At 64.0% G+C, this 25968-nt stretch carries 25 protein-coding genes; 13 read left to right on the top strand and 12 right to left on the bottom strand.

Translation table 11 applies throughout. The features are described from left to right. From BM151_RS07105 to BM151_RS07150, 10 genes are all read right to left on the bottom strand, one after another. On the bottom strand, positions 1-1587 hold the full coding sequence (locus tag BM151_RS07105; RefSeq protein ID WP_090059502.1) for a gamma-glutamyltransferase family protein: 1587 nt from the start codon (positions 1585-1587) through the stop codon (positions 1-3). Between the two features lie 3 nt (positions 1588-1590). Continuing rightward, entirely contained in the window at positions 1591-2916 is a 1326-nt protein-coding gene (locus BM151_RS07110; protein WP_090059504.1) for a TRAP transporter large permease, read from the bottom strand. 9 nt (positions 2917-2925) lie between these two features. Continuing rightward, positions 2926-3450, bottom strand: a complete 525-nt coding sequence (locus BM151_RS07115) for a TRAP transporter small permease subunit (RefSeq protein WP_090059505.1) — start codon at positions 3448-3450, stop codon at positions 2926-2928. 4 nt (positions 3451-3454) lie between these two features. After that, a complete protein-coding gene (locus tag BM151_RS07120; protein WP_090059507.1) occupies positions 3455-4534 on the bottom strand; it encodes a TRAP transporter substrate-binding protein in 1080 nt (359 codons plus the stop codon). 351 nt (positions 4535-4885) lie between these two features. After that, positions 4886-6475, bottom strand: a complete 1590-nt coding sequence (locus BM151_RS07125) for a gamma-glutamyltransferase family protein (RefSeq protein WP_090059508.1) — start codon at positions 6473-6475, stop codon at positions 4886-4888. 83 nt (positions 6476-6558) lie between these two features. Further along, on the bottom strand, positions 6559-7437 hold the full coding sequence (locus tag BM151_RS07130) for an ABC transporter permease (protein ID WP_090059510.1): 879 nt from the start codon (positions 7435-7437) through the stop codon (positions 6559-6561). Then, positions 7437-8384 (bottom strand): ABC transporter permease, encoded by a 948-nt coding sequence (locus tag BM151_RS07135; protein WP_090059512.1) that lies wholly within the window; start codon positions 8382-8384, stop codon positions 7437-7439. The genes BM151_RS07130 and BM151_RS07135 overlap by 1 nt, the downstream gene beginning before the upstream one ends. 67 nt (positions 8385-8451) lie before the next feature. Beyond that, the gene (locus tag BM151_RS07140) at positions 8452-10227 is read right to left on the bottom strand and encodes an ABC transporter substrate-binding protein (RefSeq protein ID WP_090059513.1); all 1776 of its coding nucleotides are present in this window, start codon (positions 10225-10227) and stop codon (positions 8452-8454) included. A 65-nt stretch (positions 10228-10292) separates the two neighbouring features. Further along, the gene (locus tag BM151_RS07145) at positions 10293-11273 is read right to left on the bottom strand and encodes an ABC transporter ATP-binding protein (RefSeq protein WP_090059515.1); all 981 of its coding nucleotides are present in this window, start codon (positions 11271-11273) and stop codon (positions 10293-10295) included. Beyond that, on the bottom strand, positions 11270-12262 hold the full coding sequence (locus BM151_RS07150) for an ABC transporter ATP-binding protein (RefSeq protein WP_090059516.1): 993 nt from the start codon (positions 12260-12262) through the stop codon (positions 11270-11272). The genes BM151_RS07145 and BM151_RS07150 overlap by 4 nt, the downstream gene beginning before the upstream one ends. Before the next feature lie 101 nt (positions 12263-12363). Between BM151_RS07150 and BM151_RS07155 the strand changes: the two genes are divergently transcribed. The 13 genes from BM151_RS07155 to BM151_RS07215 all read left to right on the top strand — a co-directional run bounded on the left by BM151_RS07155 (position 12364) and on the right by BM151_RS07215 (position 24098). Beyond that, on the top strand, positions 12364-13098 hold the full coding sequence (locus BM151_RS07155; protein WP_090059517.1) for a GntR family transcriptional regulator: 735 nt from the start codon (positions 12364-12366) through the stop codon (positions 13096-13098). Positions 13099-13148: 50 nt separating this feature from the next. Continuing rightward, complete coding sequence (locus tag BM151_RS07160; RefSeq protein ID WP_090059519.1) at positions 13149-13901, top strand: DUF1028 domain-containing protein; 753 nt, start codon at positions 13149-13151, stop codon at positions 13899-13901. A 374-nt stretch (positions 13902-14275) separates the two neighbouring features. Beyond that, the gene (locus BM151_RS07165) at positions 14276-15157 is read left to right on the top strand and encodes a helix-turn-helix domain-containing protein (RefSeq protein ID WP_218151338.1); all 882 of its coding nucleotides are present in this window, start codon (positions 14276-14278) and stop codon (positions 15155-15157) included. Between the two features lie 144 nt (positions 15158-15301). Further along, entirely contained in the window at positions 15302-16309 is a 1008-nt protein-coding gene (locus tag BM151_RS07170) for a TRAP transporter substrate-binding protein (RefSeq protein ID WP_090059523.1), read from the top strand. Positions 16310-16408: 99 nt separating this feature from the next. Next, the gene (locus tag BM151_RS07175; protein ID WP_090059525.1) at positions 16409-16900 is read left to right on the top strand and encodes a TRAP transporter small permease; all 492 of its coding nucleotides are present in this window, start codon (positions 16409-16411) and stop codon (positions 16898-16900) included. Beyond that, on the top strand, positions 16897-18180 hold the full coding sequence (locus tag BM151_RS07180; RefSeq protein ID WP_090059526.1) for a TRAP transporter large permease: 1284 nt from the start codon (positions 16897-16899) through the stop codon (positions 18178-18180). Before BM151_RS07175 ends, BM151_RS07180 begins: the two co-directional genes overlap by 4 nt. Before the next feature lie 14 nt (positions 18181-18194). Continuing rightward, the gene (locus BM151_RS07185; RefSeq protein ID WP_090059528.1) at positions 18195-19037 is read left to right on the top strand and encodes a dihydroorotate dehydrogenase electron transfer subunit; all 843 of its coding nucleotides are present in this window, start codon (positions 18195-18197) and stop codon (positions 19035-19037) included. Beyond that, positions 19037-19975, top strand: coding sequence for a dihydroorotate dehydrogenase (locus BM151_RS07190; protein ID WP_090059529.1), 939 nt, complete (start codon positions 19037-19039; stop codon positions 19973-19975). Before BM151_RS07185 ends, BM151_RS07190 begins: the two co-directional genes overlap by 1 nt. Then, positions 19972-21237, top strand: a complete 1266-nt coding sequence (locus tag BM151_RS07195; protein WP_090059531.1) for a Zn-dependent hydrolase — start codon at positions 19972-19974, stop codon at positions 21235-21237. The genes BM151_RS07190 and BM151_RS07195 overlap by 4 nt, the downstream gene beginning before the upstream one ends. 14 nt (positions 21238-21251) lie before the next feature. Further along, positions 21252-21980, top strand: coding sequence for an orotate phosphoribosyltransferase (locus BM151_RS07200; protein WP_218151339.1), 729 nt, complete (start codon positions 21252-21254; stop codon positions 21978-21980). Between the two features lie 26 nt (positions 21981-22006). After that, positions 22007-22324, top strand: coding sequence for a hypothetical protein (locus tag BM151_RS07205; RefSeq protein ID WP_090059533.1), 318 nt, complete (start codon positions 22007-22009; stop codon positions 22322-22324). Between the two features lie 192 nt (positions 22325-22516). Next, a complete protein-coding gene (locus tag BM151_RS07210; RefSeq protein ID WP_090059534.1) occupies positions 22517-22771 on the top strand; it encodes a metal-sensing transcriptional repressor in 255 nt (84 codons plus the stop codon). 7 nt (positions 22772-22778) lie between these two features. Further along, positions 22779-24098, top strand: coding sequence for an MFS transporter (locus BM151_RS07215; RefSeq protein ID WP_090059536.1), 1320 nt, complete (start codon positions 22779-22781; stop codon positions 24096-24098). Positions 24099-24116: 18 nt separating this feature from the next. On the opposite strand, the gene BM151_RS07220 is transcribed toward BM151_RS07215, so the two are convergent. Beyond that, positions 24117-25502, bottom strand: coding sequence for a multicopper oxidase family protein (locus BM151_RS07220; protein WP_090059538.1), 1386 nt, complete (start codon positions 25500-25502; stop codon positions 24117-24119). 1 nt (position 25503) lies between these two features. Further along, the gene (locus tag BM151_RS07225) at positions 25504-25944 is read right to left on the bottom strand and encodes a c-type cytochrome (protein WP_090059539.1); all 441 of its coding nucleotides are present in this window, start codon (positions 25942-25944) and stop codon (positions 25504-25506) included. Between the last annotated feature and the right edge of the window lie 24 nt (positions 25945-25968).

Raw genomic sequence — 25968 nt, forward strand, 5'->3', positions numbered from 1 at the left:
TCAATAGCAAAGCGCTGCGCCGTCGGCGCGGGGGTCGGTTGCGGCTTCCAGGAGGCCGCCGGGGTGGCGCAGAACGGCGCCGGCGTGGCCGGCCAGATCGGAGAAGGGCGCGATCAGCTCGACCTCATGGCCGGCGGCCTCGAGCGCGTCGACCAGCGCCGGGTCGAACCGGTCTTCGAGTTTCAGCGACGTTGCCGCGTCGCCCCAGGTCCGGCCCAGAAGCCAGCGCGGCGCAGTGACGGCCGCTTGCAGGTCCATGCCGAATTGCACGTAGCGGCTGAACACGGCGGATTGGGTCTGCGGCTGGCCCTCACCGCCCATGGTGCCATAGGCCAGGACGCGACCGTCCTTGAGCTCGGCCAGGGCCGGATTGAGCGTGTGGAACGGGCGTTTGCCGGGCGCCAGTTGATTGGGCCCCGGGGTGAGCGAGAATCCGGCGCCGCGGTTCTGGAAATAGACCCCGGTCTCGGGACAGGTGAGCCCCGAACCGAATTCCCAATAGACGCTCTGGATGAAACTCACCACCGTGCCCTCGGCATCGGCGGCGCCCATCCAGATCGTGTCGCCTTCTCGCGGCTCATAGGGCCACTCCAAGGCTTTTTCCCGATCGATCTTGGCCGCCATCGCATCGAGCCGGTCGGCGTCGAGCCAGCTCTGGGCCGGTTCCGCCATGCTGCGCGGATCGCCGAGCCCGGCGTTGCGCTGGAGGAAGGCCTGTTTCGTCGCCTCCACGAGGCCGTGGATATGCTCGAACCCCTCGCCCTCCTTGACGCCCAGCCGGTCGAACAAAGCGAGGATCATCAGCGAGGCCACGCCCTGGGTCGGGGCCACCATGTTGTAGAGCCTGCCGTGCGAAGTCTCGACCGAGAGCGGCGTGACGAACTCGGCTTCGCAGGCCGCAAAATCCGTCAGGCGCAGCGGGCTCCCCGCCGCTTCGAGAGTGCGGGCATGGGCCTCGGCGATCGGCCCCTCGTAGAAGCTCTTGAGCCCGTTTTCGACCAGCTTGTCGAGGGTCCGGGCCAGAGCCGGCTGGCGCAGGAGATGCCCCGGCGGCGGGGCGTCTCCGTCGATCAGAAACTGATCGGCAAACCCCGGAACCTCCTTGAGCCCCTCGAGCTTCTCGGCTGTGGTGCGCGACTGGTTGCCGGTCACCGCGATACCATTCGCGGCATAATCGATGGCCCGGGCGAGCAAGTGTGAGAGTGGTTTTCGCCGCCCCGCAGGCACCAGCGACAGCGCCTTGTCCCAGCCGCGGATCGTGCAGGGCGCGGTCAGCGCCGCCGCCCCGCCGCGGGTCGGCAGGATCTCGGTATGGCCGCGCTCGGCATACCAGTCCGGCGCCGCCAGAGCGGCGGCCTGACCACAGGCGGAGATGCCCAGCGGCGCCTCGCCCGGGCGGTGGATGATCCAGAACCCGTCGCCGCCGATGCCGTTCATATGCGGATAGGTCACGGCGATGGTGGCGGCGGCGGCGACCATCGCCTCGATTGCCGTGCCCCCGGCGTCGAGAATTTCTTGCCCGGCCAGGGCCGCGGCGCGATGCGGGGCCGAGATTGCCCCTTTATATCCAAGTGCAGAATGTAGCATGTTTCACCATCCGATTGCTTCGGGCAGCCATGTGGCCAATCCCGGAAAGAAGAACACCATCAGCAGGCCGACGAGTTGCAGGCCGATGAAGGGCAGCACCCCTTTGTAGATCTGCGAGGTCTTGACCGAATCCGGCGCCACCCCTTTGAGAAAGAACAGCGCCCAGCCGAAGGGCGGCGTCAGGAAAGAGGTCTGCAGGTTCACCGCCACCAGAATGGCGATCCAGGACATATCGACCCCGGCATTGAGGAAGATCGGCAGGAACAAAGGCAGGGCGATATAGGAGATCTCGATCCATTCAAGAAAGAAGCCCAGCACGAACAGCAGCAGCATCAGGAAGAAGATCTGACCGTTCAGCCCGCCGGGCACGAGGGCGAAAGCGTCCTGCACCAGTTTTTCGCCGCCAAGGCCACGGAAGGCGAGGCCAAAGGGTTGGGCGAAGACCAGAATGAGAAAGACCATGGCGCTGGTCACGAATGCCCCGCGCACCGCATCGGTGAGCACCGAAAGGGTAAGACGGCGGGAGAAGGCGGCCAGCAGGATACTGCCCAGCGCCCCCATGGAGGCGGCTTCGGTCGGCGCCGCGATCCCGCCGATGATCGAGCCGAGAACGGCGACGATGAGCGCAATCGGCGGCAACACCACCTGAAACACTTTCTGGCCCAGCATGGCGCGGGAATATTGCGCCCGCTCCTCGGCCTCGATGGCCGGAACCATCTCGGGTTTGAACACCCCGAGCAAGAGGACATAGGCGACGAAGAGACCCGCCAGCAGCAGCCCGGGAAAGAGCGCCGCGGCAAACAGCGTGCCAACGGATTCGCCCATGATATCGGCCAGAAGGATCAACACGAGGCTCGGCGGGATGATCTGTCCCAGCGTGCCGGAGGCGCAGATCACGCCGGCGGCGACGCCCGTGTCATAGCCACGGCGCAGGATCGGTCCTAAGGCAATGAGCCCCATGGTCACCACGGTGGCGCCGACGACGCCGGAGGCCGCGCCCATCAGCACGCCCACGAGGATGATCGCCAGCGCCATACCACCGCGCAGCCCCCCCATGGCGAGGCCTATGACGTCCAATAACTCCTCGGCGATCTTGGATTTCTCCAACATGATCCCCATGAAGATGAACAGCGGCAGCGCCAGCAGCGTGTAATTGGTGATCACGCCAAAGATCCGCGCCGGCAGCAGGGTGAAGAGAAACGGGCCGAAACCGGCATAGCCAAAGACCAGGCCGGTGATCCCGAGACAGGCGGCCACGGGGATCCCCCCGAGCAGCAGGATGAAAAAGCCCCCGATCATACACAGGGCGAGGATTTCGTTAATGGGCATCTGGGGGTCTTATTCTGCTTGAGGGGAGGAAGGGCGCAAGAGCGTCAACAGGCTGTGCCCGGTCATCGCCAGGCATTGCAGCGCCAAGACGGCAAAAGCCACGGGCATCGTGCCTTTCAACAGGTAGCGATAGCCAAGGCCACCGGGATCGGGCGAGCCCTCGTTGATCGCGTAGCTGCTCTGGACATAGGCGATGGAGAGCCAGGCGATGATCAGCGCCACGCTGGTCATCAGGAGATTGGCGATCAGATCGACAAAGGCCTGAAGCCGCGGCGACATGCGCGCGTAGAAAATATCGACCCGCACCTCGCCGCCCTGATTGAGCCCGTAGGACATGCCAAACAGCGCGCCGACGGCCATCAGGTGCCATTCGGCCTCCTGCAGCGCGACGGTGCCAAAGGAGATCAGATAGCGCGACAGCACGTTGAACGCGACCAGCAACACGAGCGCCAGCCCGGTCCAGGCCGAGATCTGGCCGATGACGCGAACGGTGCCCTGGGCACCGTTCGACAGTTTTTCGATCAGGGAGATCATCGGATCAGCCCGGCAGGTTGTGGTACGGCTTCTCGGAGATCGCCGCCCATTCCTGATGCTCGGATTTGAAAGCCATGAAAGCGTCATGCACCTTCTGCGCCGCCGGGTCCTGGGCCGCGAACTCGGCCAGCACCTTGTCGGTGACGGTCTTCAGTTCCGCCACCACCTCGTCGGGCAGAACCTGAGCGATCACGCCCTCGTTCTCGACCAGATCGCGCAGCGCCGCGGCGTTGTTGGCCTCGCACCAAGTGTGGCTCTCGAGGTTGCACGCCATGGCGGCGGTCTGAACGATCGCCTGCAGATCGGCCGGCAGGCTCGACCAGGCGGCCTCGTTGATCAACAGCTCGGTGACGTTCGACGGCTCGTGCCAACCGGTGGTGTAGTAATATTTCGCGGCGTTCTGAAGCCCCAGACGACGGTCCTGATAGGGGCCGACGAATTCGGCGGCGTCGATCACGCCACGTTCCAGCGCCGGGAAGATCTCGCCACCCGGCAAGAGTTTCACATCGACGCCGAGCGCGGCATAGACCTTGCCGGCGAGGCCCGGAATGCGCATTTTCAGATCCTTGAAATCAGCGACGCTCTCGATCGGTTTGCGGAACCAGCCGGTCATCTGCACCCCGGTGTTACCCATCGGCAGGGCCTTGAGCCCGAGCGGTGCGTAAAGCTCGTCCCAGAGCTCCATGCCGCCGCCATGGTAGAGCCAGGCGTTCATACCCTGAAAGTTCAGACCAAAGGGCACGGTGGTGAAATATTGCGCGGCGGGGATCTTGCCGGCCCAGAAATAGGCATTGCCGGCGTTCATCTCGACCGCGCCGGAGCGCACGGCGTCGAACCCTTCGAGCGCCGGGATCAGCTCGCCAGCGGCGAAATGCTGGATCTTGATCCGGCCGTCGGACATGGCCTCGACCTTTTTGCAGAAATCCGTCGGGCTGCCCGGGCCTTCGACATAAAACGGCGAGCCAGGCCCGTAGGCATTGGTCATTTTCCAGTTGAAGCTGGATTGCGCATGCGCGATCGAGGGGGCCGCGAGCGGGGCCACACCGAGCGTTGCAGAGGCTGCGAGAAACTTACGTCTGTCCATTTGTTTTCCTTTCACAAGAGAGCGTCACTTGAGGAAATGAAGACGCAAGTTTTCCCGATTCCCCATGGAAATAAGGGGTTTCACCGGAATAACACCGATATTTTGTATACAAAATATGATAATTATCGCAATCTTGAATACAAAATAAGCACGAAAAAAACGACCTGTCCGGATTTGGCCTTGCCGCAGAGCACGTGATTCCCGAGATCGTTTGACACCACGCCCTCTGACAGAGACCTCTGCCAGCGCCCCCTGCCCGCGCATAGCCTTGGCCCCAAAAACAAGAAACGCGGGCCAAGCCCGCGTTTCCCCTGCTCGATACTGGCCGCGTTTGCGGTCCCTCTTGTCGGCTCAATAACCGGCGGCATAGCCGTCTTTGCGCGGGTCGGACCCGCCGGCATAGCTGCCGTCCGGCAGGCGCTCGATCAGCTGCGCCCCGCCGAAGCCAAAGGCATTGTCCGGCGCTTCGATCTGGATCTGGTGCCCCAGCGCCCGCAGCCCGTCGAGCACCGCCTCGGGCATGGTCGGTTCACAGGCCACTTCGAGCCCTTCGATCATCCGCCAGCGCGGCGCATCGGCGGCGGTCTGCGGGTCCTGATCCCAGAGCTGGGTGCGCAGGAGAAGTTGCAAATGGCCCTGCGCCTGGATCGGTCCGCCCATCATGCCAAAGGCCATGAGCGGCGCGCCGTTCTTCATCGCGAAGCCCGGAATGATCGTGTGGAAAGGCCGCTTGCCACCGGCGACACAGTTCGGGTGCCCGATCTCGGTGTTGAAGCCGAAACCGCGGTTCTGCATCGACACGCCGGTGCCCGGCACCACCACACCGGAGCCGAAGCCCGCGTAATTCGACTGGATAAAACTCACCATCATGCCCGACGCATCGGCGACGCTCATCAAGACGGTGCCACCGCGTTTCGGCGCGCCGGGGCCGAAATCCTGCGCTTGCGAGAGATCCAAGAGCGCCGCGCGCGATTTGAGATACTCCGCATCGAGCAGCGACTCTTCGGTCACATCGGTCATAAAGCGGCGATCGGCGACGAAGGCGTGCAGGTCGCTATAGGCGAGCTTGATCGCCTCGATCTGCAGATGCACCGCCTCGAGATCGTCGGGGCCATAGTCGCGGATCGGACTGTGCTGCAGGATGCCCAGCGCCATCAGCGCCGCGATCCCCTGCCCGTTCGGCGGGATCTCGTGCAGCTCGACATCGTCGAAACTCTGGCTGATCGTGCCGCACCATTCCGGCTTGTGCGCCGCGAGGTCTTCGAGCGTCATCGCCCCGCCATGAGCCTTGGCAAAACCGACGATCTCTTCGGCGATCTCACCCTCGTAGAAGGCCCGCCCCTTGGTCTCGGCGATGGCGCGCAGGGTGCGGGCCGCGCCCGGGTTGCGGAACCGTTCACCGGCCTTGGGCGCGCGCCCGCCCGGCATGAAGGTCTCGGCAAAACCGGGCTGGCTGCCCAGCCGCTCCGCGCCGCGCTGCCAGAGCGCGCCGATGACCGGCGAGACGATGAACCCGTCCTCGGCATATTTGATCGCCGGCGCCAGAACCGTCGCCAGATCGAGCTTGCCAAAGCGTTCGGACAGTTCGACCCAGGCGCTCACCGCACCGGGGACGGTGACCGCATCCCAGCCGAGCTGCGGCATGCCATCGGGGAAGCGCTCCGGCGACCAGGCGGCAGGGGCACAGCCCGAGGCGTTCAGCCCGTGCAGCTCCTGGCCGTCCCAGAGAATGCAGAACGCGTCCGAGCCGAGACCGTTGCCGGTCGGCTCGACGATGGTGAGCGTGGCAGCGGTGGCGATGGCGGCATCGACGGCGTTGCCGCCCTGGGCCAGGATCGACAGGCCGGCCTGGGTCGCCAGCGGTTGTGAGGTGGCCACGACGTTTTCGGCCAGAACCGGCGAGCGGCGGGTGGGATATACGGGATCATGACGCAGCTGCATCAGGAGACCTCTTTCTGTTTCTTGTTCTTCTCAGATGGCGGAAATACCGGTCGGACCGAGGCCCGACCGGGCGCCGGGTGGGGTTAAATGGCCTTTTGGCGGACATCGAGCGCATCGCGCAACCAGTCGCCGATGAAATTGATCGACAGCACCACGAGCATGATCGCGAGGCCGGGGAAGACGCCGAGCCACCAGGCCTGGGTGATAAAGCTGCGGCCATCGGCGAGGATCAGACCCCAGGTCGGGGTGCTGACATCGACGCCGAGGCCCAGAAAGGACAGGCTCGCCTCGCCGAGAATGGCGTAGGACACGCTGACCGTGGCCTGAACGATGATCGGCGCCACGGCATTCGGCAGGATATGGACGAACAGCGTGCGCGGCTTGGAAAAACCCAAGGTGCGGGCGGCGTCGACATATTGCTCCTCGCGCAGCGTCAGGGTCATCGACCGGGCGATCCGGGCGAAATCATCGACGAAGGCCAGCGAAATCGCGACGATCACGTTCAGGAGCCCGGTGCCGAACACCGCCACGAGATAGACCGCGATGATGAAATTCGGGAAGGCCCATTGCAGATCGATGTAGCGCATGATGATCGTGTCGATCCAGCCGCCGAAATAGCCCGCGACGAGACCGAGGGTGACGCCGATGGCCAGCGCCAGCGCGACGGTGGAAATGCCGATGAACAGCGACACCTGCGTGCCGTAGAGGATGCGCGAGAGCAGATCGCGCCCGAGATCGTCGGTGCCCAGCGGATGCGCTGCGGACAGCCCCGCCATCATGTCGAGCGTCATCTCATTGGGATCATATTGCGCCAGAAGCGGCGCAAAGATCCCAGCCAGAGCGAAGAGTGCCAGCACGATCAAGCCGAACTGTGCCTTGCGGTCGCCGGCCAGCGTCACCAGGAGGCGCGAACGCCGCTTTGGCCGGGTGTTGTCTGCGGGGGAAAGGGTCGCGTCGCTCATCAGTGCAGCCTAATTCTGGGGTCGATCACGCCATAGAGCAGATCGACGATGAGGTTGGAAAAGACGAAGATGGCCGAAACCACCAGAATGGCGCCCTGCACCACCGGGTAATCACGATTGAGGATGCCTTCGATCAGCACCCGGCCGAGACCTTTGATGGCAAAGACATTCTCGACCACCACCGCGCCCGAGATCAAAAGCGCGAAGGCGATGCCCATCACCGTGATCACCGGGATCATCGCATTGGGCAGCGCATGGCCGAACATCAGCATTCGCGGCGTCAGCCCTTTTGAGCGCGCGGTGCGCATATAGTCGGAGCTCAGCACCTCCAAGAGAGAGGAGCGGATCATCCGGGCGATGATCGCCGAAAACGCCGTGCCGATGGCGATCGCCGGCAGGATCAGATGCCGGAGCCAGGGCCAGAAGCCTTCCGCGAGCGGGATATAGCCCACCGCCGGCAACCATTGCAGATTGGCAGCGAAAATGATGATCAACAGGATGGCGAGCCAGAAATCCGGCATCGACAGGCCGAGAAAGGCCAGGAAGGACACCGCATTGTCGGTGAGCGTGTTGCGCCGCGTCGCCGAGATAATGCCCGCGGGCAGCGCGATGACAATGGCGATGACGAAGGACAGAAGCGACAGCGACAGGGTGCGCGGGATCGCCTCGGCGATGATCTGGGTCACCGGCACGCGGCTGCCATAGATCGAGGCGCCGAGATCGCCCTGCAAGGCGTTGGAAAACCAGAGCCCGTATTGCACGAGCAGCGAGCGGTCGAGCCCGAGCTTGGCCTTCATCGCGGCGATCTCTTCCGGCCCGCCGACATCGGCGAGCATGGCGGCGATCGGATCGCCGGGGACGAGGCGCAGCATGAAAAACACCAGCGTCGCGACGGCCCACATGACCAGAACCGAGCCGATTAATCTGCGAAGCACATAGGCTGCCATGGATCTCTCCTGATTGAAACCCGGCCGGACCGGATTGCCCGGCCGGGTTGGGGGGGGGTATCTGCCCTTAGCCCAGCGTCACCCGATCGAGATCGGTGAGGCCGGGGATGCGGCTTTCGGCCGGGACATTGACCGACTTGGCGTAGACCAGCACATCGACCGGGTGATAGAGAAAGCCACAGGCGACCTTGTCGGAGGTCAGTTGGTTGGCCTTGCGCACCAGCTCACGGCGGGCTTCCGGATCGGCGGTGACGGCCTGTTGTGCCGACAGGGCATCCACTTCGCTCTCGGCAAAATAGCCAATCGGATATTTCACCGTGTCGCGGGTCCGGCCGTTGAACTTCGAATCCGAAATCATCCAGTCGATGAGACCGTCATCGGGATCGTAGTCTCCGCCCGAGCCGCCGAGGCGCATGTCGAATTCCATATTGTTGAAATCCTCGATGCCGACGGAGAATTCCTTCACCGCGAGATTGACGGTGATGCCGAGCACCTGTTTGAAGATATTGGCAACCACGAGCCCGTTGCGCTTGCCCGAAGGTGTCACCAGCATTTCAAGTTCCGGGAAGCCCTTGCCGCCCGGATAGCCAGCCTCGGCCAGAAGTGCGCGCGCGCCTTCCGGATCGAAGGCCTGCTCGGAAGTCTCTGCGATGCCCTCATCGTAATAGAAGGCCATGGCCGGATTGATCGTGCCATAGGCCGGCAGGGCGTAGCCAAAGCTCGCCTGTTGCACATAGGTGTCACGATCGAGCGCCTTGGCCATCGCCAGACGCACCATGAAACCCGGCTCTTTCTTCAACTCGTCCAGCGGCTTGTCGAAATCGGTGACCTTCATCGGATCGCGATGCGGGTTCATCCAGACCGACTGGAAGCCCGGGCCCGGCTTGATATCGACCACCAGATCGGGGTTCGCTTTGAACCGGTCGATCAGCTGCGGCGCGATCGGGTTGCCACCGATATACTGGATGTCGCCGGCTTCCAGCGCTGCGGCCAGCGGCTCCACCCCGTCGATCGGCTTGATCGTCACCTTGTCGAGCTTCGGACGTTCCGGATCATAGTAATCGGCGAATTTCTCGAGCGTCACCCCCTGACCCAGCACATGTTCGGTCACTTTGAACGGACCGGTGCCGACCGGGGCGAGGCCGTAGTCCGAGGCACCCATGCTCTCGAGCGCGCCTTTGCAGACGATGGTCATCGCCCGACCGGAGGCGCGTTCGAGAGTCTTGGTGAGGAAGGAGGCCTGCGGCTTCTTGAGGGTGAATTTCACCTCATGAGTGCCGAGTTTCTCGAGGCTCGCGACATTGGCCAGCACACCGGAATGGATCGATTGCTCCGGATCGGAAGAGCGCGCGTAGGTGTAGAGCACGTCATCGGCGGAGAACGCATCCCCATTGTGGAAGGTCACGCCCTCGCGCAGCTTGAAGACATATTCGAGACCGTCGTCGGACACGGTCCAAGTCTCGGCGAGATCGCCGCGCGCCACCAGATCGGCATCGATATGCATCAGGCCCGAGAGCACGTTCGAGGTGATCTGGAACTGCAGCACCTGACCGATCTGGGCCGGATCGAGGGTCTGGATCTCGGCCACACCGGCCCAACCGCAATTGAGCGTGCCACCCGGGGTGGCGGCTTCGGCCATGGCGGTCAGCCCGCCGGGCATCAGATGCGCCGCAGTTAGGGTGCCGGAGGCAGCCAGAAGACGCAGCGTAGCACGGCGCGACAGAACCGGGCCGGACATGTCCTTGGCGCTGAGGCCAAAGAGCGGGTCTTTCGGATCGAAATCGTGAGCCTCTTTCCACAGGGCGCGCAGCTTGCCACGCAGTTTGGTTTTATCGGCAGACATGGTCGTGGGTCCTTTTCGTTCGGTGTTCAAGGAATGAGATGTCAGGTGAGATGTGATCGGTCGCTTCAGCCCGCATTCCAGCAGGCCACGCTGTGCTCCGGCGCGACCGGCCCGAGATCGGGCGCCTCTTGCCGGCAGCGGTCCGTCGCCAAAGGGCAACGGGGATGAAAAACGCATCCCGAGGGCGGGTTGGCCGGGCTTGGCACCTCGCCTTGTAGGGGTTCGATATGCCGCCCGGCCTCGGCCGCGGGATCGGGGTTGGGCACCGCATCGATCAGCGCCCGCGTATAGGGATGGGTCGGATTGGCAAACAGCTCCTCGGAGGGGGCCATTTCGACGATCCGCCCGAGATACATCACCGCCACCTGATCGCAGATGTGACGCACCACCGAAAGATCGTGGCCAATAAACAGGTAGGTCAGCCCGAGATCGCGTTGCAGGTCTTCCAACAGGGTGATGATCTGCGCCTGGATCGACACATCGAGCGCCGAGACCGCCTCATCGGCGACAATCAGCTCCGGCCCGAGCGCCAGCGCCCGGGCGATGCCAATCCTCTGGCGCTGCCCGCCCGACATTTCATGCGGGTAGAGATTGGCAAAGCGCAGCGGCAGCCCGACCAGTTCCAACAGACGGTCGACCTCGGCCCTGACCTCGCCCGCCGGTTTGACCCCGTGCACCCGGATCGGCTCGGCAATGATCTGGCCGGCTTTCATGCGCGGGTTAAGCGAGGAGAACGGGTCCTGGAACACCGCCTGCATGCGCTTGCGAAATTTGATCCGCTCCTCACCGGTGAACAGCGAGATATGCTCACCCGCATAGCGGATACTGCCCGAAGTCGCCTCTTCGAGCCTGAGCGCGGCACGGGCGACGGTGGATTTGCCACAGCCGCTTTCGCCGACCAGACCAAAGGCCTGCCCCTTGCGAATGGTGAAGGAGACGCCGTTGACCGCGCGGATGCGGCCAACCTCTTTCTTGAAGAACCCGGCGCGGATCGGGAAATGCACATGGACATCGGTGAATTCGAGCAGCGGCAAGGCTTTGGTCATGCCAGTTCCTCCGAAATCGTCTGATCGGCCGGCACCGGGTTCCAACAGGCCACCTCATGCCCTGCCCTCTGTTCCATCTTCGGCACCTCTTGTGCGCAGGCCGCGGTGGCCGCGGCACAGCGCGGGTGGAACCGGCATCCGGGAACATGTTGCATCGGATCGGGCGGCGCGCCGGCGATGGGCCGGAGCGGCAGGTCGCGCGGCGTGTCGAGCCGCGGCACCGAGCTCAGCAGCCCGCGCGTATAGTGATGCATCGGTGCGGCATAGAGCGCGGCGGCCGTCCCCGCCTCGACGATCCGCCCGCCATACATCACCGCCACTTTCTGGGCATAACGGGCGACGATGCCGAGATTATGGGTGATCAGCACCAGACCGACGCCATGGTCGCGACAGATCCGCGCCGTCAGCGACAGGATCTGCGCCTGAATCGTCACGTCGAGCGCAGTGGTCGGCTCGTCGGCGAGGATCAGGCTCGGTTTTGACGACAGGGCAATCGCGATCATCACCCGTTGGCGCATGCCGCCGGAGAGCTGATGCGGATATTGCCTGAGCCGCTGCGCCGGATCGGAAATCCCGACCTCCTCCAGAAGCTCGATGGCCCGCGCCGTGGCCTGTTTGCGATTGAGCCCGAGCTTGAGCCGCATGCCTTCGGTGATCTGATGGCCGATGGTGCGCACCGGGTTCAGCGAGGTCATCGGCTCCTGAAACACCATGGCGATCTCGCTGCCGCGCAACTGGTTGCGCGCGCGCTCGTCAAAATGAGTGATGTCCTGCCCCTTGTAGCGAATCGTCCCGGCGCCGACCGAGAGCCCTTCGCTCAGAAGCCCCATGACCGCGAGCGCACTCAGGGACTTGCCAGAGCCGGATTCGCCAACAATCGCCAGCGTTTCCCCCGGCTCCACCGAAAAGCTCGCATCATGCACGAGGCGGTGACACGCCTCACCAACCGCCACATCGATCGCCAGATTTTCCACCGCCAGAAGGCTCATTCTTTTCCTCACTTTGCATCGATGTCTTGCTGGACATCCGCGCGACTTATCATTATCAATATTGTTATCGATAATTAAGTCCAGTCAAAAAAGAGTTGTCAATGGGTTCGAGACAGTCACTTCAGGATATGATCGCCGCTGCCCCAAAAATCGGCGGAAAAAAGTCGGATGTTGCCTACGGAATAATCAAACGGGCGATCATCTTCCGCTATTACGCACCCGGCACCCTGCTCCGCGAACAGGAACTGGCGCGCGAGCTTCAGTGCAGCCAGGGCACCGTGCGCGAGGCGCTGATGCATCTGGTCGAGGACGGGCTGGTGCAGCGCTCGGGCTATCGCGGCACCCAGGTCACCGACATCAGCCATGCCGAAGCCGCCGAGATGGTCCGCGTCCGCCTCTCCATCGAACGTTCGGTCGCTCAGGGCATCGCGCAAAACGGCATTTCCGCCGTGGATCGCGACGCCCTGGAGGCGATGATCGCCGACATGGAACAGGCGCATATTCGCGAGGACCAGTTTCAGGGTGCCGAGCTCGACCGCGCCTTTCACGCCCGTATCGCCGAGGCCGCCGGCATGGCGCTGCTTTCGCCGATTCTGCAACGCTGCTCGCTGCATATCCATCGCTTCACCCTCGGCGGGCTGGAAGTGCCCCGCGACTTCTTTCAGGAAAGCGGCGTCGGCAAGGAACATCAGGCGCTCCTCGACGAGCTTCTGTCCCGTGACGAGGCGCGCGCCACCGCAGCGATGGCCGGGCATCTGCGGCACATCCTGACCCGTTGGGCCCCCTCCCTGCTCGAGACCGTCGGCGATGCCGCCTTCAGCATGCCCGCAGCCTGAGCCCAAGAGCCCAAACGACAGCCAGCCCAAATAACAGAAGAGACACTCAGATGACCTATTCGATCGTCGCCCGGGACCCGGACACCGGCCATCTCGGCATTGCCGTCGCCAGCCGCTTTTTCGCCGTCGGCTCGCTGGTACCGCAGATCGACGGTAAGGTCGCGGTGGCCAGCCAGGCTTTCGTCAACCCGCTCTGGGGCGTCGACGGGGCTGCGCAAATGGCCGAAGGCCTCTCTGCCGCCACGGTGATCACCGGGCTGGCCGCGCGCGACACGTTTCAATCCCAGCGCCAGGCCCATATGATCGATCTCGAGGGGCGCTCTGCCGCCCATACCGGGGCGGATTGTATCGACTGGGCCGGGCACCGGATCGCCGACGGGGTGTCGGTCGCCGGCAATATGCTGGTGGGGCCGGCGGTGGTCGAGGACACGCTCGCCGCCTATCTCGATCATATGGACCTGCCCTTTGCCGAGCGCCTGCTTCTGGCGATGGAGGCCGGTGAGGCCGCCGGCGGCGACAAGCGCGGCAAACAAGCTGCGGCCCTGCGCATCCATCGTGGCGAAGCCTTCCCCTGGATCGACATCCGCGCCGACGATCACGCCGATCCGCTGGCCGAGCTGCGCCGACTGCTCTCTGTGGCCGGCGAACGCGCCCTGTTCTTTGCCGACGAGCTGGGGCATTCCGGATCGTTCAGCGGGCGCGCCGACCGCAGCATTCTCGAAGCGGGCATCGCAAAGGCCGAACAAGACCGCGCCGCGCGCGGTCTGAGCTCGCAATCTTTCGCCACCAACACAGACATCTGACCGGGCGCCCAATCGGGACCCCAATCAGAAGCCCGACAAGACGCGCAATCCGCTCCTGCAGAGATCACGATCGGCGGGGGCGACAAGCACGCCCTGCCCGATCCGCCGGTCTCTTCCGGCCGCTTTGCCCAGCCCGGGAACCGCGCCGCAACACCGGCGCGACGCAACCTCCCGCCGCCCGGCCCCACTCCACACGCATCCCCTACCCGCGGAGATCGCGAATCTGACGCGGTCAATTTATTCGGGAGGCGTTTTGGAATCCCCCTTGCGACGCCCTGCAATTCATGCTTGTCTCATATTTGAGACAAATCTCTTTGCGTGGCCAAAATTTAGGCTCCGCACTCAGATTTCATGAGATTTCAAACGAGTCCACCGTGGAAGAGACGCAAATCAATTTCAAAGACATCGGCGCGCGGCTGAAGGCCCATCGCCTTGGTCGCAACCTGTCGCCCGAGGATCTGGCCACGCGGCTGAACATTTCCCGCGCCGCCCTGTATCGCGCCGAGAAAGGCGAAATCGCCAAGATTGACATGCTGTCCGCGATTGCCGGCGAGCTGCAAGTATCGCTCCCGAGCCTCCTGGGCGTCGGCATCGAATATGTCGACAATGCCCTGAGCTTTTTCGAGCGCATGCGTCAGATCGAGGAAGATTGCGACCAGATCATCGGCCTGTTCAGCCCGATTTCCTATCTCGTCACCACCGATCAATATGACACGATCCTCAAGGATGTGCTCGAGGAGGGAGCACAGCCTGACGAGCACGAGGATATCGCAAGAATATTGGAGATCCTGAAACAAAGAAAGCGGAGTTTTGGCCAGCGGCGACCGCTGCTCGCCTCGATCATCGCCGACGCGGACATCCGGAAGTTCCTGCGCGAAGGACTTGAAGGCAGCGCCGAACTGACGCCCGAAGTGCACCGGCAGCGCCGTCAGATGGCGCTCCGCGAAGTGCGCCATATCGTGGAAATGCTGCGCTCTCCCGACATCGGCGTGCAGATCGGCGTCGCGCGCGAACCGATCCCGTCCACCTCGTTTCAGATCATGCGCCAGGCCGGGCGCTCGATCCTGACCATCAGCCCCTTTCGCCTCGGCCACAACCCGAACACCCGCATCGGCGTGGGCCTGATCACCTCTGCGCCCGAAGCTCTGGAGCTGCACGAGGGTATCGCGGAGCGACTCTGGAACACCGCCCTGAAAGGCCGCGAAGCCGCCGACCATGTGGAGGCGCTCATCGCGCATGAGGGGGTGAAAGCCTGAAACATGCGCCCAAAAATGCGGCACAAAAATAAATCAACTGATCAAAACTGAGTTTCGTCTCATTTTTTAGACTTTGCTATTGACCTCACCGGAGCTTTCGGGAGTCAATGCTGTCATAACAAACCTGACAACCGGGAGCACCTCATGCCTCACCCCCAATCCCTTCTTTCCGCTGCATTGCTTGCCGGGCTGGCGATGACCAGCCCCGCACTCGCCCAGGACTACGTGGCCCGTATCGGCCATCTCGAAAGCACCCAGCAAAGCCGCCACATCCATCTCGAGAAAGTGGCAGAGCTCGTCGCAGAGCGCACCGATGGCGATGTCGAATTCCAGCTCTTTCCGCAGGGCCAGCTCGGCAACCAGCGTCAGATGAACGAAGGCGTGCAGCTCGGCACGCTCGAGGCCACCGTTGCCCCCGCCGCCTTCCTCGGCGGTTTCAACCCGCTGGTCTCGGTCCTCGACATCCCCTATCTGATCCCGGAAGACGCCGACAAAGCCGCCGCGCTGCGCGACGGTCCCTTCGGTCAGGCGCTGCTCGACAGTTTCTCCGACAAGGGCATGGTGGCGATCGACCTCTGGCCCAATGGCAAGAAACAGTTCACCTCGAACGAACCGCTCGACACGCTTGCCGATTTCGCCGGTCAGAAATTCCGCGTGATGGACAGCTCGATCCTGATCGAACAGTTCAACGCGCTTGGCGCCTCCGCCATCGCACTGCCGTTCGGCGAGCTTTACACCTCGCTGCAAACCGGCGTTGTGGACGGCGAGGAAAACCCGCTCGACACGATCAAGGCGATGAAATTCTACGAGGTGCAAAAGAACCTCGTGGTGTCTGACCATGGCGCGATGGAGGATGTGATCCTGTTCAACCCGATGTTCTGGAACAGCCTGCCGGAAGACTACCAGACCATCATCAAGGATGCCTTTGCCGAGGTGATCCCGGATCTGACCGCGCACAAGGCCGCCGCCGTCGACGCCGCGCTTGAGACCATCAAGGAGGCGGGCACCAATGTGCGTGTCGCCGACGAGGCCGAACGCGCCGAATTCCGCGAAAAAATGTTCGGCCCGGCCTCTGCCGCCTATGTCGCCAAGACCGGCGACGCGGGCCAGGCGCTTCTGGACATCTACACCGAGGCCTACGGCAGCCTCTAAATCCCTGAGGGACCCGGGTTCATCCCGGGCCCCTCGCGCCCCGCCCCGGCCCTGTCCGACCGCGGTGCCTCTCCTTCCACGGTGATCGAAAGCCCTCTCATGAAAGCTCTCAATCTGCTCCGTACGGTCGAAAGAACCGTGCTCATCGCGCTATTTCTCTTCATGGTGTTTCTCTACACCGGCTCGGTGGTGACCCGCGAAATCGGCGGCACCTTTGCCAGCCGCTTTGCCTGGATCGAGGAAGCGGTGCGGATCATGAACCTGTTTCTGGTGTTTCTGGCCCTCGGGCTGGCGCTGGAACGCGGCAAACATGTGGGCATCACCAACCTGCGCGACAGGCTTCCGGCTCCGATCATCTCCCTGTTGTTGAAGATCATCGATCTGGTCGGCCTCGGCATGAGCCTCTACGTGGCCTGGCTGGCGCTCGATCTGGTGCAATTCGTGCTCAAAACCGGCCAGAAATCCCCGACCCTGGGCGTGCCCATGGGCTATATCTACCTCGCTCCCGTCGCCGGTTTCGCCCTCCTGGGCCTGCGCTACGGGCTGAGCCTTCTCGGCCTCATCGACCGCTATCAGGAGGCCTCCGAATGATCTTTGCCCTCATCCTCCTTCTGGCCGTCCTGCTTCTGGTGGCAGGCTTTGAAATGCTCCTCGTGCTGAGCATTCCGGCACTCGCTTACAAGGAAGCCTTCTACGCCCGCCTGCCCGACGCCGCCGTGGTGCAAAAAATCGTCGGCGGCATCGATCACTCGACGCTTCTGGCGATCCCGTTCTTCATCTTCGCGGCCAATCTCATGGGCTCGGGCCAGATCGCGCGCCAGCTCATCTCCGTCGTCAAGGCGCTCGTCGGCCACACCAAGGGCGGCATGGGCCATGTCGTCGTCGGCGGTTCCATGGCGTTCGGCGCGGTCTCCGGCTCGGCGCCGGCCACCGTGGCCGCGATGGGCCGCATGGTCTATCCGGAGCTGCGCAAGGCCGGATATTCCGACCGGTTCAGCCTCGGACTTCTGGTCTCCTCCGCCGAAACCGCGCTTTTGATCCCGCCGTCGATCACCCTGATCGTCTATGGCTGGATCACCGGCACCTCGATCTCGAAACTCTTCGCGGGCGGGCTGGCCGTCGGCATCGTCCTCGGCCTCGCCTTTTCCGTCTATGTCCGCATTCAGGCGGCCCGCGATGGTGTCAGCCATGATGCGCGCCTGCCCTGGTCCGCGCGGTTCAAGGCGATCTGGGAGGCGAAATGGGCCTTGGGCATGCCGGTGATCATCCTCGGAGGCATCTATTCCGGCATCATCACCCCCACGGAGGCCGCCGCCGTCAGCGTGGTCTATGCCATCCTTGTCGAGATGTTCGTGTTCCGCGCGCTCGATCTCAAAGGCCTCGCCAAGATCACCGAGGACAGCGCGGTGAACACCTCGATCATCTTTGTCCTGCTGGCGATGGGCGGGTTGATTTCCTTCTTCGTCACGCTGGCGCAGGTGCCGAATGAGATCATCGGCTTTCTCGAGGCCACAGGGGCCGGCAAGATCACCTTCCTGATCGCAGTCAACCTGTTGTTCTTCGTCGCGGGCATGTTCATCGATCCGAACTCGACGCTTCTGGTGCTGGTGCCGCCGCTCTACCCTGTGGCGATGAGCTTTGGCATCGACCCGGTGCATTTCGGCATGCTGGTGACATTGAACGTCAGCCTCGGGATGATCACACCGCCCTTCGGGCTCGACATTTTCGTCGCCTCCTCGACGCTCAACAAACCGGTGGCGGATATCATCCGCGGCGTCTGGCCCTTCGTGCTGGTGAACCTGATCGTGTTGTTGCTGATCACCTATATTCCGCAAATCTCCCTCTTCATTCCCAAGCTGATCTACGGCTGAGAAAAGGCAGACCAATGACCCACATTCCGACCACCGTGTCCGTCCCTGTTCCGCAGGGGCTGCGGCCCCGCTGTTCCGAAGCCACCTGTCGCGTGGTCTCGAACACCCCGGTGAATGGCGAATATCGCCTGCTCACGCTCGACGCCCCCGAAGCCATTCTCGACTGCCAGCCCGGTCAGTTCTTTCAACTGCTCTGTCCGGCACCCGAGGGGGAAAGCCCGTTCCTGCGCCGTCCGATGAGCATCTACGGCTATGACAAAGCCGCAGGCCGGCTGGAGTTTCTCTACAAGATCGCGGGGGCCGGCACGCGCGGCCTTGCCACGCTCACGCCCGGCGACGCCTTCAACGTGCTCGGCCCGCTGGGGCATGGGTTTTCCATGCCGGACGTTTGGCAGAACCTCCTGCTGGTGGCGCGCGGCGTCGGGCTTGCCACCCTCGCCCCTCTGGCGCGCATGGCGCAGGACAAGGGCCGCAAGCTGACCGCGATCTGTTCCGCACGCCGCCCCGATCTGGCGATGTCTACCGCCCTGTTCGAAAGCTACGGCGCCGAGGTGATCGTGGTGCATGACGAGGACGGCAGCTCCACCCCCGAGGCGCTGCGCCCGCTGATCGAAGCGCGCATCGCCCGTGGAGACGTGGACGCCTTCTACACCTGCGGCTCCTCAAGGCTTCTGCGCCTGTTGCAGGAGCTTGGCGAGATCCACGGCATCCCCGGCGAGATCGCCATGGAACAGCAAATGGCCTGTGGCCTCGGCATGTGTCAGGCCTGTGTGCGCAGCTTCCGGGTCGGCGAGCGGATCATTCAGCGCCGGGTCTGCCGCGAAGGGCCGGTGTTCGCCATTTCGGAGGCCATGTAATGAAAGATCTGTTCTCTCCCGACCTGAGCGCCCGGATCGGATCGCTGACGCTGCAAAACCCGATCATGCCCGCCTCCGGCACGTTTTCCGAGGACCTTGCCGATGTCTTTGACCTCGATGTTCTGGGCGCGCATGTGCTCAAGACCATCATGCACGGCACCCGCGCGGGCAATCCGACGCCGCGGGTCTGTGACATGCAATCGGGCATGATCAACGCCATCGGCATCCCGTCCAAGGGCATCGACTATTTCCGCGACGACATGCTGCCCTATTGGGCCGGGTTCAGATCCCCGCTCGTGGTGTCGATCTCGGCGCATTCCATGGATGAATTCGCAAGGCTGTGTTCCGAGGTCAGCCTGCCCGGCGTCACCGCGATCGAGGCGAATATCTCCTGCCCCAACATCGAGGCCGACGGCAACGCCTTTGCCATGCGCCCCGATACCACCCATGAGGTCGTGACGCGGCTGCGCGCGGAGACCGATCTGCCGCTCTGGGCCAAGCTGACGCCCAACACCGGCACCCCGGTCGAGGTGGCCCAGGCCGCCGAAGCCGCAGGCGCCGACGCTCTGGTCACCGCCAACACCATGCTCGGCATGTCGATCGACATCGACAGCCGCCGCCCGCGTCTCGGCAATGTCATGGGCGGCATGTCCGGCCCGGCGATCAAACCCATCGCGCTCCGCATGACCTACCAATGCGCCCGGGCCTGCAACATTCCGGTGATCGGCTGCGGCGGCATCTCGACCCTCTCCGATGTGCTCGAATTCCTCATCGCCGGCGCACGCGCGGTGCAGATCGGCACCGCGACCTTCCAGTCGCCCACCGTCATGGCACGTCTCATCACCGAGCTGCAGGGCTGGATGGTGGCACGCGGCATCGCCTCGCTCGACGAGATCATCGGCAGCATCGAGGCGCCCGAGGCCGGGGTGTTCGAATGAAACATCATCGCACAGAGGAACTCTCCGTCCTCGCGGCTGAGATATTCGAGGACATTCGCGCTCTGTCCCGCGACACGGCGGGCGTCAGCCGTCCGGCCTTTTCCGAGACCGAGAGCGAAACGCTGGACTATCTCGCCGCCCGCGCCCGGGCGGAAGGCTTGTGCGTTACAGAAGATGCGGGACACAACCTTTTGTTTTCTCTTCCGGAACACGAGGAGGCCGGCAGGTTCTCCGTCATCGGCAGCCACGTAGACAGCGTCCCCATGGGCGGGAATTACGACGGGCTCGCGGGTGTGATCGCCGGGCTGATCGTGCTGATCGCCGCCCGCCGCGGGCAGCGCAGCCTCTCTCGCCCGGTCAAGGTTCTGGCCATGCGCGGCGAGGAAAGCGCCTGGTTCGGGGCCTGTTACATCGGTTCGAAAATGCTCACCGGCACCCTGCCCGAGGGCGAATTCAACGCCGCGCACAAGGGCGACGGTCGCCCCCTGAGCGCACATCTCGAAGACCTCGGCATCGACACCGCACCGGTCAAGGCGCATCGGCCGCTCTGCGATCTGAACCGGATCGACGCCTATCTCGAACTGCATATCGAACAGGGGCCGCTTCTGGTCGAACGCAACATCCCCGCCGCTGTGGTCACCGGCATTCGCGGCAATTTCCGCTACCGCGACGCGCGCTGTATCGGCCAGGCCGGGCATTCGGGCGCGGTGCCGCGCGCCTATCGCCACGACCCGGTTCTGGCCTTTGCCGAGCTGATGCACCGGCTCGACGGCACCTGGCGGCATCTGCTCAACACCGGACAGGATCTCGTCTTGACCTCGGGCGTGGTCGGCACCGATCCGACCCGGCACGCCATCGCCCGCATCCCCGACGAGATCGCCTTTTCCCTCGACATCCGCTCGCAGGACGCCGCCACGCTCGACCGGATGCGCAGCTATCTCAAGAGCGAGATGGAGGATATCGCCCGCAGCCGTGGTGTGCGTTTCACCCTCGGCGCCGAGGTCGCCGTGGCCCCGGCGCTCATGGACCCGACACTGGTCAAAGCGCTGGAAGAGGCCATGGCAAATGTCACCGGAGAGGCCTTTTCCATGGCTTCGGGCGGCGGTCACGACGCGGCGGTGTTCGCGCAGGCGGGCGTGCCCTCGGGCATGGTCTTCGTGCGCAACCGCAACGGCTCGCACAATCCCGACGAGGCGATGGAGATCGCCGATTTCATGGTGGGCGTCGATATTCTTTCCAACTACATGGAGGCGGCATCATGAAGGACCCTCGCGCCATGCCCAAGACTCTCCCCCAGCCCCTCTCCCAGACCATGCCCCTCAGCCCCGAGACCCGGGCCGATTTCGCCCGCCGCACCGCGCTGGCGCTGCTCGACATCCGGGCCGTGGAAGTGGCCGGTGCCCGACCGTTCATCCTGTCCTCGGGGATCGCCAGCCCGGTCTATATCAACGTGCGCAAGGTGATTTCCGTCCCCGCCCTGCGCGAGAAACTCATGAGCTTTGCCACAGAGGTGATCGACGCCGAGATCGGCCGCACCAATATCGACGCCATCGCCGGTGCCGAAACCGCCGGCATCCCCTTTGCCGCCTGGATCGCCGCCCTGACCGGCCTGCCGATGCACTATGTGCGCAAGCGCGCGCAGGGCTTTGGACCAGAGGCGCATATCGAAGGCATATGGGAGCCGGGCCAACGCGTCCTTCTGGTCGAGGACCTGACCACCGACGGCGCCTCGAAACTGCGGTTCTGCGAGGCGCTGCGGGCGGCGGGGCTCGCGGTGCAGGACGTGTTCATGCTGTTCCAGTATGACATCTTTCCCGAGACCCGGGTGGCGATGTCGGAGGCCGGCATCCGCCTGCATGCGCTGGCCACCTGGCAAGATATTCTCGACGTGGCCCGCGCGCATGACCGGTTCACCCCGCAACAGCGTGATATGATCGCCGACTTCCTCGACAACCCGCTCGACTGGTCCGCCGCCCATGGTGGCGCACGCAGCCTGACGTTTTAATCCCCCGATGTTTTAAGGAGACACCGATGTTCACCTTCCTTCTCGATCTGATCACCGAAAAAGGCCGCGGCATTCACGCCTATTCGGCGGCGGCCAAAGCCGCATTCGAACGCGCCCTGACAGAGCCCGAACATGCCGCCGCCTTCTATTTCCTCGCCACCAGCGCCGAGAATTTCGTTGACCTGCACGAACGCCAGCCGCTCTCGAGCGAGGCGCTCGAACGGAACTTCAACGCTTTTCAGGCCGACATCCAGGCCCTTGAAAAAGTGGCGCAAGACAGCCCCGAAAAGCGGCTGTCCGTGCTCAACACGATGGTGAAAACCAGAATCGCGCAGAGCCGCTGAACCTGCCCGCCAACATGCCAACCTGACGGACGGCCTGGCGGCCCGGCACGAGAGGGCGAGCTGTATCCGCCCTCTCCCCTGAACACCGGAACGGGCGCCGGGCGGGGACCGAGACCGGGCGCAGACAATGGGTCGATACCGGTTGCGACCTCGCATCTTGCCACATCCTCCCCCGGGGGATAGTGATGAGCCATGACACACCCGCATCGGCATGCAAGCCACCCCAAGGTCATCGCCCGCCTCAAACGCGCCGACGGGCATCTGCGCTCGGTCATAGAGATGATCGAAGAGGGCAGGTCCTGCCGCGACATCGCCCAGCAATTGCAGGCGGTGGAGAGCGCGATCCGCAATGCCAAACAGACGCTGATCCACGACCACATGGAGCATTGCCTCGATGCGGGCGAAGCCGACCGGGCGGAGATGAAAGCCATCTCGCGCTACCTGTGAGGCCCCGATGCTCGACATTCTCAAGGACCGAACCTATCGCCATCTCTTCCTGGCGCAGATCGTGGCGCTTCTGGGCACCGGGCTCGCCACGGTGGCGCTCGGGCTTCTGGCCTATGATCTCGCCGGTGAAAATGCCGCCCTTGTGCTGGGCACGGTGTTCACCATCAAGATGGTGGCCTATGTCGGCATCGCGCCCGTGGCGGGAGCATTCGCCGATCGGGTGAACCGGCGGGCCTTTCTGGTGACGCTCGATCTGATCCGGGGCGCTGCGGCGCTCGCCCTGCCCTTCGTCACCGAGGTCTGGCAGGTCTATGCGCTCATATTCCTGCTGCAATCGGCCTCCGCCGCGTTCACCCCGACATTTCAGGCAACGATCCCCGATGTCCTGCCCGAGGAGGCGCGCTACACCCGCGCGCTCTCTCTTTCTCGTCTGGCCTATGATCTGGAGAATATCGTCAGCCCGACGCTCGCTGCGCTCCTGCTCGCGGTGATGAGCTACAACAGCCTGTTTCTCGGCACGGTGGCGGGGTTCATCGCATCGGCTCTGCTCGTAGTCTCGATTCTGCTGCCGAGCCCGAAAGCCTCGGAGCCGCGCGGCATCTATGAGCGCACCACACGGGGGCTGCGCATCTATCTTGCCACGCCGCGGCTGCGCGGGCTTCTCGCCGTCAACCTCGCGGCGGCGGCGGCGGGCGCCATGGTGTTGGTCAATTCGGTGGTGATCGTGCGCGGCGAACTTGGCCTCTCCGAGAGTGCCCTGGCCTGGACCATGTTCGCCTTTGGCATGGGCTCGATGGCGGCGGCGCTGTTTCTGCCGCGCCTGCTCGAGCGCCGGCCCGACCGGCCGGTCATGCTCACCGGGGCGGCGCTGATGATCGCGGTGCTGCTGGCGCTGGCGGTCTGGATCTCGTTGCGGGGGCTGTCATGGCCGGCGCTGCTTGCCGCATGGGCGCTCACCGGCTTGGGCTATTCGACGGTGCTGACGCCGTCGGGGCGGCTCCTGCGCCGCTCCGCCCATGCCGAGGACCGGCCGGCACTTTTCGCCGCGCAATTCGCCCTGTCGCATGCCTGCTGGCTCCTGACCTATCCGCTCTCGGGCTGGTTGATCACCCGTTTCGGCACCGTACCGGCGCTGATCGCGCTCTCGCTGCTCGCGGCCCTCGGCCTTGCCGTCGCGCTGCGCCTCTGGCCCAGGGGCGACCCGGTGGAGATCGAGCACAGCCACGACAACCTGCCGCCGGATCATCCGCATCTACAGGGGCACGCGACCCACCGTCATCCGCTGGTGGTCGACGATCTGCATCCGCGCTGGGGCACCCGGTTCTGAGCGCCCCTCGCCGGAGGTTCAGGCCACCTCGATCCAGGTGGTCATGCCCGAGGCGGCATGGCCGAGCATATGACAGTGGAACAGCCATTTGCCGGGGTTGTCGGCCGTAAAGGCAATCTCGGTCGTTTGCCCCGGCAGGCTCAGCAGCGTGTCACGCATCGGTCCCTGCACCTCCCCGACGATTTCGCGGAAATGCTGGCCGTGCAAATGCATCGCATGCGGAAAGACCGTGTCGTTGATCAGTTTCAATCGCACCGGTTCGCCGCGCGACAGCCGGGCAAACGGCGCCTCGTCCATGCCCGCCACGCCCGCCAGCGTCCAGAACATGCCGTCTTGCATCATCTGGCGAAAGCCCATCATCTGACCGTTCATCCGGCCCGAGGGCATATTGCCCATGGCACCGCCCTCCATCCGCATCTCGAGCTTTGTGGCGCGGCCGAGATCGACCGGGGCCATGCCCGGGTTGGGCGGCAACGGCAGCGGCTCCGCCGCGCGCCCTGTTGCCTCACCGGACAGATCGAACCCGACCTGCACCCGCCATTCTTCGTCATCGTCGGCGCGCAGGATGGCAACCTCCTGGGTCTCCTCGGCGCTGACATCGACGATGAGATCGACCCGCTGTGCCGGCGCGAGGATGATCTCGCCATCGACCTTCTCAGGCGCGTCCAGAGGCATGCCGTCGAGCGCCACGGTCCAGCCGGAAAGCCCGGCGAGCCGCAGCACGAAAATCCGCGCATTCGCGGCGTTGATCAACCTGAGCCGCAACCGCTCGCCACGTTTTGCGGTGAGCCGATAGCCATAGCGGCCGTTGGTGCCAATCAGATTGCCCCGGCGCCCGGCATGGCTGAGATCCATCGGATGGTCAAAAGCCGGATCGATCTGCGCCGTTTCGGGATCGAGCAGCCAGTCATCGAGCATCAGCACCTCATCGCGATCGACATCCGGGCCGTCGGCTTCCTCCACGATCAGCGGGCCATAGAGCCCGCGCGCGACCTGTTCCATCGAGCTGGTATGGGCGTGATACCAATAGGTTCCGGCATCCGGCAGGGTGAAATCATAGGTGAAGCTCTGCCCGGGCGACACCGCTTCCTGGGTCAGACCGGCCACCCCGTCCATCGCATTGTCGATGCGGATGCCATGCCAATGTATCGAGGTCGGCACCGGCAAATTGTTGAGGAGTTCGCGTCTGATCCGCCCGCCTTGCGGGAGACGGATCATCGGGCCGGGGAAGGCTCCGCCATAGCTGTAGACTTCGGTCACGGGATAGGTCTCCGGCGCGATCTGCGCCTGTGCGACCTCCGCGGTCAGCCCTTCCGGCCCTGCGGCAAGGCTTGCCCGGGGCAACAGGCTCAGCGCGCCCGTCCCGGCAAGGAACTGACGACGGGAAAATGCAATCGGCTTCATCTCAGTTGATCCCGTTCGCCAGTTGCATTTCCCGGACATAGGCGACGATCGCCTTGACGTCGCCCCGTGTCACGCCCGGTTGCGGCGGCATATTGCCGAAGCGCCAGTGATGCGCCTGCACACCGCGTTCGGCGGCCATGACAAAGGCCATGTCGCCATGATGTGAAGGCTCATAGATCTTATGCACGAGCGGCGGACCGAAGCCCTCTTTGCCGGCGGCATTTTCGCCATGGCAGGCGGCGCAGACCGCATCAAAGGCGCGTTTGCCGATCTCGGCATTGGCCGAAAGCATATCCGGCAGGGCGACCTGGACGATGGCGGCGCCTTCGGCGGGTTTCGAGGAGGCGGCCATGGGGGCGCTCGCCGGTGCGGGTTTCAAGGTGAGATAGGCCCCGAGCGCCAGTGCAATGACACCGGCTGCGGGCAGGACAAATTTGTTCATGGGTGTTTCCGTATCGAGACGTGA

The organism is Celeribacter neptunius, assembly GCF_900113955.1.
GTDB lineage: Bacteria > Pseudomonadota > Alphaproteobacteria > Rhodobacterales > Rhodobacteraceae > Celeribacter > Celeribacter neptunius.

What these genes read in the sequence shown, in the direction of transcription:
- BM151_RS07105 (WP_090059502.1), bottom strand. Translation starts at nt 1,587, where the DNA reads ATGCTACATTCTGCACTTGGATATAAAGGGGCAATCTCGGCCCCGCAT.
- BM151_RS07110 (WP_090059504.1), bottom strand. Translation starts at nt 2,916, where the DNA reads ATGCCCATTAACGAAATCCTCGCCCTGTGTATGATCGGGGGCTTTTTC.
- BM151_RS07115 (WP_090059505.1), bottom strand. Translation starts at nt 3,450, where the DNA reads ATGATCTCCCTGATCGAAAAACTGTCGAACGGTGCCCAGGGCACCGTT.
- BM151_RS07120 (WP_090059507.1), bottom strand. Translation starts at nt 4,534, where the DNA reads ATGGACAGACGTAAGTTTCTCGCAGCCTCTGCAACGCTCGGTGTGGCC.
- BM151_RS07125 (WP_090059508.1), bottom strand. Translation starts at nt 6,475, where the DNA reads ATGCAGCTGCGTCATGATCCCGTATATCCCACCCGCCGCTCGCCGGTT.
- BM151_RS07130 (WP_090059510.1), bottom strand. Translation starts at nt 7,437, where the DNA reads ATGAGCGACGCGACCCTTTCCCCCGCAGACAACACCCGGCCAAAGCGG.
- BM151_RS07135 (WP_090059512.1), bottom strand. Translation starts at nt 8,384, where the DNA reads ATGGCAGCCTATGTGCTTCGCAGATTAATCGGCTCGGTTCTGGTCATG.
- BM151_RS07140 (WP_090059513.1), bottom strand. Translation starts at nt 10,227, where the DNA reads ATGTCTGCCGATAAAACCAAACTGCGTGGCAAGCTGCGCGCCCTGTGG.
- BM151_RS07145 (WP_090059515.1), bottom strand. Translation starts at nt 11,273, where the DNA reads ATGACCAAAGCCTTGCCGCTGCTCGAATTCACCGATGTCCATGTGCAT.
- BM151_RS07150 (WP_090059516.1), bottom strand. Translation starts at nt 12,262, where the DNA reads ATGAGCCTTCTGGCGGTGGAAAATCTGGCGATCGATGTGGCGGTTGGT.
- BM151_RS07155 (WP_090059517.1), top strand. Translation starts at nt 12,364, where the DNA reads ATGGGTTCGAGACAGTCACTTCAGGATATGATCGCCGCTGCCCCAAAA.
- BM151_RS07160 (WP_090059519.1), top strand. Translation starts at nt 13,149, where the DNA reads ATGACCTATTCGATCGTCGCCCGGGACCCGGACACCGGCCATCTCGGC.
- BM151_RS07170 (WP_090059523.1), top strand. Translation starts at nt 15,302, where the DNA reads ATGCCTCACCCCCAATCCCTTCTTTCCGCTGCATTGCTTGCCGGGCTG.
- BM151_RS07175 (WP_090059525.1), top strand. Translation starts at nt 16,409, where the DNA reads ATGAAAGCTCTCAATCTGCTCCGTACGGTCGAAAGAACCGTGCTCATC.
- BM151_RS07180 (WP_090059526.1), top strand. Translation starts at nt 16,897, where the DNA reads ATGATCTTTGCCCTCATCCTCCTTCTGGCCGTCCTGCTTCTGGTGGCA.
- BM151_RS07185 (WP_090059528.1), top strand. Translation starts at nt 18,195, where the DNA reads ATGACCCACATTCCGACCACCGTGTCCGTCCCTGTTCCGCAGGGGCTG.
- BM151_RS07190 (WP_090059529.1), top strand. Translation starts at nt 19,037, where the DNA reads ATGAAAGATCTGTTCTCTCCCGACCTGAGCGCCCGGATCGGATCGCTG.
- BM151_RS07195 (WP_090059531.1), top strand. Translation starts at nt 19,972, where the DNA reads ATGAAACATCATCGCACAGAGGAACTCTCCGTCCTCGCGGCTGAGATA.
- BM151_RS07200 (WP_218151339.1), top strand. Translation starts at nt 21,252, where the DNA reads ATGCCCAAGACTCTCCCCCAGCCCCTCTCCCAGACCATGCCCCTCAGC.
- BM151_RS07205 (WP_090059533.1), top strand. Translation starts at nt 22,007, where the DNA reads ATGTTCACCTTCCTTCTCGATCTGATCACCGAAAAAGGCCGCGGCATT.
- BM151_RS07210 (WP_090059534.1), top strand. Translation starts at nt 22,517, where the DNA reads ATGACACACCCGCATCGGCATGCAAGCCACCCCAAGGTCATCGCCCGC.
- BM151_RS07215 (WP_090059536.1), top strand. Translation starts at nt 22,779, where the DNA reads ATGCTCGACATTCTCAAGGACCGAACCTATCGCCATCTCTTCCTGGCG.
- BM151_RS07220 (WP_090059538.1), bottom strand. Translation starts at nt 25,502, where the DNA reads ATGAAGCCGATTGCATTTTCCCGTCGTCAGTTCCTTGCCGGGACGGGC.
- BM151_RS07225 (WP_090059539.1), bottom strand. Translation starts at nt 25,944, where the DNA reads ATGAACAAATTTGTCCTGCCCGCAGCCGGTGTCATTGCACTGGCGCTC.